We start from the raw sequence: 6,622 nt of genomic DNA on the forward strand, positions 1-6,622 counted from the left end.
ACCAGCAAAATAAATGTGCTATTAACCATTATTCTTGTAAATATGATTCAATTACTTTGTCTTGGTGTTTTATTATTATATATCTAAAAAAAAACTTTGCTTACCATAACAGCCAATGCAATAAGTAGAACAATACGCTTTACGTTTTTCATAACTAGATTAACTCTCGATTTGGACTACTAACTTCCTAAAAGTAATTAAAAAAAACGAAGAAATACATTAAAAATCGATAAAAAACACCATATTTTAACAAATATGTCTGAATTCACTCAAAATGAATTCGTTAAGAAATCATATCAAAACCTGTATAAGGAATTAAAACTTCTGGTATTTTAATACCGTTTTCAGTTTGGTAATTTTCTAAAATTCCTGCTAAAACTCTTGGTAATGCTAATGAACTTCCGTTGAGTGTATGGCATAATTCATTTTTACCTTCACTATTTTTAAAACGTAGTTTTAACCTGTTAGCTTGAAAGGTTTCAAAATTTGAAACCGAAGAAATTTCTAACCAACGATCTTGAGCTGTAGAAAACACTTCAAAATCGTAAGTTAATGCAGAAGCAAAAGTAACATCACCACCACATAAGTTTAAAATTCTGTAAGGTAGTTTTAATTCTTTCAGAATATCTTTAACATGCGCTATCATACCATCAAAAGCTTTATAAGAATTATTAGGATGCTCTACTCTAATAATTTCAACTTTATCAAACTGATGTAAACGATTTAAGCCTCTAACATGTGCACCATAACTTCCGGCTTCTCTTCTAAAACAAGGTGTATAACCAGTAATGCCAATAGGTAAATCACTTTCGTTTAAAAGCGTGTCTCTAAATATGTTAGTTCCAGGAACTTCTGCTGTTGGAATTAAGTATAGATTATCTGCAGTAACATGATACATTTGCCCTTCTTTATCTGGCAATTGTCCAGTTCCAAATCCAGAAGCCTCGTTTACTAAATGTGGTAGTTGGTATTCAGTATAACCAGCTGCTGTATTTTTGTCTAAAAAGTAAGCAATTAAAGCACGTTGCAATCTTGCTCCTTTACCCTTATAAACAGGAAAACCAGCTCCAGTAATTTTATTACCAAGTTCAAAATCTATGATATCATATTTTTTGGCTAATTCCCAATGTGGTAAAGCTCCTTCAAAGAGCTTTGGAATCTCACCCTCGCGATAGATTTCTTTATTATCTTCATCAGAATTCCCTTCTGGTACAGAATCATGAGGGACATTAGGTATTTTGTATAATACTTCTTTTAAAGCATCAGCTTTATCGTTTAGTTCTTGCTCTAGGCTTTTAACTGTTTCTTTTAGCTGCGTTGTTTTTTCTTTTAAAAGATTAGCCTTTTGTGCTTCACCAGATTTGAATAAATTACCTATTTCTTTGGATAAAGTATTAGATTCAGCTTTTGTACTATCTAATTTAGTCTGAAGATTTCTACGTTCTTCATCTAAAGTAATAGCGTCATTAATCATTTTAGCAGCATCTATATTTCGTTTTGCTAAACCTTTAATAACGGCTTCTTTATTCTCTCTAATAAAAGCAACTTGTAACATATCTAAAATTTTGGGTTTACGCCTTTTTTAGCGCAAAAAATAAGGCAACAAAAGTAATAAGAATTTAAGCAGATAAAAACTATTTTGAAGGCAATATCCAGTCGTGATGTTTAAAATGATGCCATTCTTCATTGGCAAGGTCAACTTTAGAATCTATCAGTTGTTTTGATTTCTTACCATTAACCCTTACATAAGCACTTACAAAAACCTTAACTGATTTTCCTTTTTTAGCAAAATCTTGTTTTAAACGTTGAGCAAATTGCCAAATAACATCCGGTTTTGTACTTGCGCCTCGCTGCTGCTTTTTGGTAAGGTAATTATCTAGTTTAATAGGAATTCGCTTATTTGTTTCCTCATCTATTACTGTGTAGCTAACTGTACCACTTTTGGCACGTAGCATCATTCGCCAAGACATTCTATGACCTTCTTCTGTCCATAGAACATCGTCTTCAAAATAATGATGACGTAGAGGCAAAGCAATTTGAATTAAGAAGTAAATTGAAAAAATACTTATAAGTAGAGTATTGTATCTGGGGACAATGATTTCATTAGCGTTATAAAATTCTTTTTTATGTAAGAATATCTTTCTAATAATCTTAGGCTCAAAGAAGAATAAACTAAATGCTAAAGAAAGGTAAGGGAAAATACCAACCTGAAATACTATGGAATTAAATAAATGAAAAAATATAGATGCAAAAAAGGCGTATTTTCTTGTTGGTTTAAATAATAACGCAGGAATAATTAATCCATCAAATATAATGCCTCCATAAATAAGGAAATAATGTAACGGTTTATGCTGTAATAGTTCGCCAATAATAGGATAACTGGCTTTACCTTTCATTAATAAACCGATAAATGAAGTGTTTAGCCAATCTGGATATATTTTGTTAATTGATGCAAATGTGTACAGGATAAACAACTGTAATACAATAGCCCATTTGCACCAAGAAGGCATTGAAATTCGTTTTATTGAAGGGTTAAGCTTTGCATCTATAGATGCGTATCTATTTGCAGGTAAAAATACCATTAAGTAACTTAACAGAAACAGTAAGTAATAATGGTTGTTATAGGACGATTTTTGCATTAAATATGTGGCTGTCCACATAGTAGCAAACATAAACATGCTAAATCGGTATTTGTAGCCTACCATAATTAGAAGCCCAAAAATCCCCATAACTACGTAATACGCATACATCCAATTACCTGGTAAAGGTTGTAGCCACTCAAAACCAATAAATGAAAAGGTAAATTCTGGGTCAATAAGTGTTCGTTTTACCCAACCTGTAAAAACTGCTCCTACAGACTCTAAAAAACAAAGTAACCCGAATATAATTCTAAAGACAATAAGACCAGAATTATCTATATGTTTAAATAAAAATTTATTCATCTATTTTATTAATATAGGCTAAAGCATTTGCCATATCCTTATTAAGTTGGTTTTTTAAAGCTTCAAGATTCTCGAATTTTTTTTCATTTCTAAGCCAATGTAAAAATTCAATTTTTAAGTCTTTTTCGTAGAGGTCTCTATTATATTCAAAAAAATGAACCTCAATTGAGCGTAACTTACCATCTAGTGTTGGATTAGTGCCAATGTTCATCATACCATATATAGTAGAACCTTCAATTTTAGATTTTACAACATAGACACCATCACTAGGAATTAGTTTGTAAGATTCTTTAACATAAATATTAGCTGTTGGAAAATCTAATGTTCTACCTATGCCTTTGCCTTTAATTACTCTTCCTGAAATAAAAAAGTTATAACCTAAATATGCGTTTGCCGTACCAATGTCTCCTAGATTTAGTGCCTTTCTAATCTTAGTGGAACTTACAGTAACGTCTTCAATGTCTTGAGCTGGAATTTCTTCAACTTTAAAATTATATGTTTCCGAAAACTTTTTTAAATCGTTAATATTAGCCGTACGGTTTTTTCCAAAATGGTGATCGTAACCAATAACGATTTGTTTTGTGTTGAGCTCGTTAACTAAAATAGTTTTTACATAATCCTCAGCAGAAAGTGCTGAAAACTCTTTTGTAAACTCTTTTACAATTACGTTTTCTATACCATAAGATTTTATAATTTCAATACGTTCTTCAATGGTATTAAGAAGTTTAATTGAGTCATCTTTTTTTAATACCATTCTAGGATGAGGAAATAATGTTAAAACAGTTGAGGTAAGGTTTTCTTTAACAGCAAGCTTATTTAAATGATTTAGTATTTTTTGATGACCAATATGAACACCATCAAAAGTGCCTATGGTTAAGGATAAACCATTTTTTGATACAAGCTTTGGAGTTTCAGTAATTTTCAATCTAGTGTAACTTTTGTGTAAAATTAGGGATTAAATACTTTTTTCATTGTATTCAAAGAGATATTAACAAAGAAGAGAAGTATTTATAATATTATTTTCCATTAAATTGATTCATTGTGTTATTAACACCAGCTAAGGCAAACGACTTTATTACTTCGGTGCAAGTTTTTAATCGTTCTTCTAATTTAGAATTTTCGTCATCACTCCACTTGCCAAGAACATAGTCTACTTGCCTTCCTTTACTAAAGCTATCACTGATGCCAAATCTTAGGCGATTGTACTTTGAAGTTTGTAACTTATCTTGAATATCTTTTAGGCCATTATGTCCACCATCACTACCTTTTGTTTTAAGTCTAATTGTACCAAAAGGCAGATTAAGATCGTCTGTAATAATTAATAAATTTTCTAAAGGTATTTTTTCTTTCTCTAGCCAATACTTTACAGCTTTTCCGCTAAGATTCATATATGTACTTGGCTTAAGGAGAATAAGAGTTCTGCCTTTAATTTTTAGAGTAGTAGTATCGCCAAGTTTTACAGTTTCAAAAGAAATATCTTCTTTGCTTACTAAGTAGTTTAAAATATTAAAACCTATATTGTGTCTGGTGTTATCGTACTTTTCACCAATATTACCTAATCCAACTATTAAGAATTTTTTCATAAGATCTTCTTCATTTTTTTCAATAGAATTGCTAAAATCAAGCCACTTTTTTAAACACTTAAACATTTTGTTTCATTTGTGTAAAAATAAAAAAGCATCCTGTAAAAGAATGCTTTTTATATATTTTGAAAGAAAATTTATGCTTTCTTATGCTTCAGCAGTTTCATCTTCATCCTCTTCTTCGCTATCTGCCATAGACATAGATGCTCTAGAACGTCTTACTTGGCATACAACTGTATTATCTGGATGTAAGAATTTATAATCTTCATTCTCTAATTCAGTGATGTAAAGTTTGTTTCCAATCTTTAAAGGAGTAATATCTACTTCAATAAAATCTGGTAACTTAGAAGGTATTGCTTTAACCTTAAGCTTGCGGTAAGGGCGTTTTAAAACACCACCATTTAATACACCTTTAGAAGTTCCTACAATTTGAATAGGAATTTCCATAGTGATTTCTCTATTTTCAAAAGTTTGATAGAAATCGATGTGAAGGATTCTATCAGTTACAGGGTGAAACTGAATATCTTGCATAATAGCATTAAAAGTTTCACCATTATCTAAGGCAATCACAACTGTATGCGCGTTTGGTGTGTATACAAGTTTAGAGAATGCTAAATCTGGTGCAGAGAAATGCATTGGTTTGTCTCCTCCGTATAATACGCAAGGAACCTGACCAGCATTACGTAAGGCTTTAGTTGATGATTTGCCTACGCTTTCTCTTTGAGATCCATTGATTGTAATTGATTTCATTTTAGAAATTGTTTAAATTATTTTTTAATTACCTCATTTTGAGGGTTTGTCCTCTAAAGCAGATTTTGCGTAAGAGGGCTGCAAATTTAAGCATATAATACAAAAATACTAGCCTTTTAAGCTGTTTTTTATATAATAAAACTTTAAAGGTGTTTTTCGAATTGAAAAATAAACGTTTTACATAACAAATTTGTTGCTAATTGACTGGTTTTTATGTACGTTGTACATGACTTCAGAAAACAATTTAGCACAGCTTAAAACTCTTAATTTTTTACTCTCCTGTTTAAGCGGTATAGAGTTAGTGACGATTAATTCTTCTAGTTTAGAGTTCTCTAAACGCTCGTAAGCACTACCAGATAAAATAGGGTGTGTACAAATAGCTCTTACACTTTTTGCACCACGTTCCATCATTAAATCTGCTGCTTTTGTTAGTGTGCCAGCTGTATCTACCATGTCATCTACCAAAACTACATTTTTGCCAGTAACGTCACCAATCAATTCCATGTGAGAAATAACATTGGCTTTAGCACGTTGTTTGTAGCAAATAACTACATCGCTTTTTAGTGCTTTTGAGTAAGCATAAGCACGTTTAGATCCTCCCATATCTGGTGATGCAATGGTTAAATTGTCTAAGTTTAAACTATTTAAATAAGGTAAGAATATAGTAGAGGCAAATAAATGATCTACAGGCTTTTCGAAAAAACCTTGAATTTGATCGGCATGCAAATCCATAGTAATAATACGAGTAGCTCCGGCAGCTTCTAACATTTTTGCTACTAGTTTTGCAGCAATAGGTACTCTTGGCTTATCTTTTCTATCTTGTCTTGCCCAACCAAAATATGGCATTACAGCAGTAATGTGTCTTGCAGATGCACGTTTTGCAGCATCAATCATTAATAGCATTTCCATTAGGTTTTTAGGACCAGGATGCGTAGATCCAATAATAAAAATACGTGTACCTCTTATAGATTCTTCAAAAGATGGTTGAAATTCACCATCACTATATGTAGACGTAATTACATTACCTAATTTAACTCCAAAAGCAGTAGCAATTTCTTCTGCTAAATCTTTGCTTTGAGAACATGTGAAAACTTTAGCTTCTGTAATATTATTTTGCATTTTGAGAACGAGATTTTATAGGGTTTTAGTTAAGTTATTTAGCGTGTTCAAAGTTAGAAAAAATTATTTACCCGCTAAAAGGATAAAACCCTCTATTTTTAATTGTTTGGCGGAAATTATTTTATATTTTTGTTGCCCTGTTTTGCTCAAGTGGCGGAATTGGTAGACGCGCTGGATTCAAAATCCAGTTTCTTCGGAAGTGTGGGTTCGATTCCCACCTTGAGTACT

The 6,622-nt window shown here is 31.5% G+C and carries 6 protein-coding genes and 1 tRNA gene; 1 reads left to right on the plus strand and 6 read right to left on the minus strand.

Going from position 1 to position 6,622, the window contains the following annotated elements:
• Window positions 1-283 precede the first annotated feature (283 nt).
• From serS to N4A42_RS11875, 6 genes are all read right to left on the minus strand, one after another.
• Entirely contained in the window at window positions 284-1,555 is a 1,272-nt protein-coding gene (gene serS / locus N4A42_RS11850) for a serine--tRNA ligase (RefSeq protein ID WP_294074256.1), read from the minus strand.
• A gap of 79 nt (window positions 1,556-1,634) precedes the next feature.
• On the minus strand, window positions 1,635-2,942 hold the full coding sequence (locus N4A42_RS11855) for an HTTM domain-containing protein (protein WP_294074258.1): 1,308 nt from the start codon (window positions 2,940-2,942) through the stop codon (window positions 1,635-1,637).
• Window positions 2,935-3,867, minus strand: a complete 933-nt coding sequence (locus N4A42_RS11860) for a bifunctional riboflavin kinase/FAD synthetase (protein WP_294074260.1) — start codon at window positions 3,865-3,867, stop codon at window positions 2,935-2,937. Before N4A42_RS11860 ends, N4A42_RS11855 begins: the two co-directional genes overlap by 8 nt.
• A 91-nt stretch (window positions 3,868-3,958) precedes the next feature.
• Window positions 3,959-4,525, minus strand: a complete 567-nt coding sequence (gene pth, locus N4A42_RS11865; RefSeq protein WP_294074262.1) for an aminoacyl-tRNA hydrolase — start codon at window positions 4,523-4,525, stop codon at window positions 3,959-3,961.
• 147 nt (window positions 4,526-4,672) lie between these two features.
• Window positions 4,673-5,275 carry a 50S ribosomal protein L25/general stress protein Ctc gene (locus N4A42_RS11870; protein WP_294074264.1) on the minus strand — a complete coding sequence of 201 codons (603 nt, stop codon included), beginning with the start codon at window positions 5,273-5,275 and terminating at the stop codon, window positions 4,673-4,675.
• A gap of 177 nt (window positions 5,276-5,452) precedes the next feature.
• Window positions 5,453-6,394 (minus strand): ribose-phosphate pyrophosphokinase, encoded by a 942-nt coding sequence (locus tag N4A42_RS11875; protein WP_294074266.1) that lies wholly within the window; start codon window positions 6,392-6,394, stop codon window positions 5,453-5,455.
• Between the two features lie 144 nt (window positions 6,395-6,538).
• Between N4A42_RS11875 and N4A42_RS11880 the strand changes: the two genes are divergently transcribed.
• Window positions 6,539-6,620: transfer RNA gene (locus N4A42_RS11880), tRNA-Leu, on the plus strand.
• Window positions 6,621-6,622 lie beyond the last annotated feature (2 nt).

Origin of the sequence: Winogradskyella sp. (assembly GCF_025210595.1) — a bacterium.
Taxonomy (GTDB): Bacteria; Bacteroidota; Bacteroidia; order Flavobacteriales; family Flavobacteriaceae; genus Winogradskyella.

Coding starts and splice junctions, on each gene's coding strand:
- serS (WP_294074256.1), bottom strand. CDS start 1,555: ATGTTACAAGTTGCTTTTATTAGAGAGAATAAAGAAGCCGTTATTAAA.
- N4A42_RS11855 (WP_294074258.1), bottom strand. CDS start 2,942: ATGAATAAATTTTTATTTAAACATATAGATAATTCTGGTCTTATTGTC.
- pth (WP_294074262.1), bottom strand. CDS start 4,525: ATGAAAAAATTCTTAATAGTTGGATTAGGTAATATTGGTGAAAAGTAC.
- N4A42_RS11870 (WP_294074264.1), bottom strand. CDS start 5,275: ATGAAATCAATTACAATCAATGGATCTCAAAGAGAAAGCGTAGGCAAA.
- N4A42_RS11875 (WP_294074266.1), bottom strand. CDS start 6,394: ATGCAAAATAATATTACAGAAGCTAAAGTTTTCACATGTTCTCAAAGC.